This window comes from Novosphingobium sp., from assembly GCF_025351285.1.
GTDB lineage: Bacteria > Pseudomonadota > Alphaproteobacteria > Sphingomonadales > Sphingomonadaceae > Novosphingobium.
The window spans coordinates 1-2,212 of the sequence record NZ_JANXWG010000137.1; the positions used below are offsets into that span (position 1 = coordinate 1).

General features: G+C 64.1%; 3 protein-coding genes. All 3 read right to left on the reverse strand.

The genetic code is table 11. The features are described 5' to 3' along the window. A partial coding sequence (locus tag Q0R16_RS16735) for an efflux RND transporter permease subunit (RefSeq protein WP_295638746.1) occupies positions 1-467 on the reverse strand: 467 nt, incomplete at its 3' end. Next, the gene (locus Q0R16_RS16740) at positions 464-1,684 is read right to left on the reverse strand and encodes an efflux RND transporter periplasmic adaptor subunit (RefSeq protein WP_295638749.1); all 1,221 of its coding nucleotides are present in this window, start codon (positions 1,682-1,684) and stop codon (positions 464-466) included. The genes Q0R16_RS16740 and Q0R16_RS16735, both read right to left, overlap by 4 nt. 8 nt (positions 1,685-1,692) lie before the next feature. Next, the coding region (locus Q0R16_RS16745) for a TolC family protein (RefSeq protein WP_295638752.1) at positions 1,693-2,212 on the reverse strand (520 nt) is incomplete at its 5' end.

The following is a 2,212-nucleotide window of genomic DNA, read 5'->3' on the forward strand; positions in this document are numbered from 1 at the left end:
AGCTGAGCCAGATCATGCCGACCGGTCTTGTCGACCAGCGCATATTCGTAAATCCAGCCCACACCGGTGGCATCGGGACCGAGCGAAGCCGTCGCGCCTGCTGGCAGTTTTCCCTGCACCTGGCTCAGATATTCCAGCACGCGGCTGCGTGCCCAATAGAGATCGGTGCCGTCCTCGAAGAGCACATAGACGAAGCTGTCGCCGACGAACGAATAGCCCCGCACCACCCGTGCGCCCGGGACAGACAGCATCGTTGTCGTGAGCGGGTAAGTGACCTGATTCTCGACAATCTGCGGGGCTTGTCCGGGGTAAGTGGTGCGGATGATGACCTGCACGTCCGACAGATCGGGCAGCGCATCGACCGGCGTGGTTCGCACCGCTGCAATGCCGATCAGGGTCAGGACGAGGGCGGCGACGACGACCAGCCCACGCGCTTTGACCGAGCCGCGAATGATCCATTCGATCATTTCGCGCCGCCCAGCTTGCGGGCTTCAATCCCGGTCAGGCTCGCTTCGGAATCGAGCAGGAATTGCCCAGAGGCGACGACCTTCTCGCCGACGGCGAGGCCTTCGAGTATCTCGGTCTGCCCGCCGCCTTCGCGGCCCGCCCGAACCTCGGCGGGCTGATAGCGGCCATTGCCCGTTGCCAACATGACCAGCGTTCGCATTCCGGTGCGGATCACCGCCTCGCTCGGCACCAGCAGCGCGGTGTTCGCGGTCCCGCCAAGCGAAACCTGCGCGAACATGCCGGGACGCAGCCGACCGCCGCGATTGGCCAGCTCGATCCGCACCGTGAGCGTCCGGCTATCGACTTGCGCAGTTGGCAGGACGGCGAGGATGCGCCCATTGAATGTCTCGCCGGGGAAGGCGGTAAGCGTGGCACTGGCGCTCTGTCCGATACGAACACTTCCCGCCTGCGCTTCGGGAACCGCGGCATTGAGCCATACGGTGCCGAGGCCGGTCACTTGAGCCAAGGTCTGCCCTTGCGCCAGCGTGACACCGGCGCGCGCATCGAGTGTCTGGATAACACCCGAGATCGGCGAGGTGATTGTCACCGCTCCGTTAGTGCGCCCACTACGTTCGATCCCGGAAATCACGGCGTCAGACATACCCAACAGGCGTAATCGCTGACGCGCGGCGGCGGTGAGGTCAGGACGCCCGAGCCGATTGACGCTAAGGAACTCGGTCTGCGCGCCGCCCCATTCGGGCAATTGCATATCGGCAATCGGTGCACCGGCGCGAATGACATCGCCGGGTGCATGGCCGTAAACACGGGTAACGAACCCGCCCGAGCGGGCCTGAATCACCGCCACATCGCGCTGATTGAAGTCGATGCTCCCCGTCACATTGAGGGTGGAAGCGAGACTTCCCATTTGCGCCACCACAACGCGAGCACCCAGATTCTGCATGGCGGCTGGATTGACCGTTACCCCTGACGCTTCGCCGGGCGCGCCACCTTCCTCGGCATATTTGGGCTGCGTCTTCATCCCCATCGAGGACAGCGCGCCCGGATTGTCATAATGCTCCAGAGGCACCATCGGATCATAATAATAGAGGATCTTGCGATCCTTGACAGCCGGAGTGGAGGCATCGCCAGTTCCGCGATACCCCAGCCAATATCCGCCGACGCCAGCGATTAAGGCGGCGGCCATTACCCCAGCACGCCAGCGCGCGGGCTCGGTCATCGTGACAGTCATTGGCTGTCCTCCCCATAAGTCATGTTGACGCGGATCGCGTCGCGCGCGACATCGGCTTCGCGGGCGAGAGCGTCGATTTCGCCTTCGGCCAGCGCCAGCGATGAGAGCAGAGCGCTGCCAAGATCGAGCTTGCCAGCCGCGTAACTCGCCATATCCAGTTCGGCGCGGCGCTTGGTGAGCGGCACCAGTGTTTGCCGCGCATTCTCCAACCGTTGATGGTGCATCAGATGGTCAGCTAGATCGCCTTCGAGGCTCGCCAGCACCTCGCGTTCGGCTGCCGTGCGGTCGAAGCGGGCTCTCTCGGCCTCGCTGGCGGCGGCGGCAATCTTGGGGTCTTGCCGTCGCTTCGAGAAGAACGGCAGGTCAATCGAGACACCGACCGAGACCAGATCGCCAAAGGCAGGCTCGCGGCGACCATAGGAGACGCCGACCTTCCAGTCCGGGCGCTTGTCTGCGCGGGCGAGCTGCGTATCGGCATCGGCGGCGACGGTCTGGGCATCCATCGCTCGAAGCGAT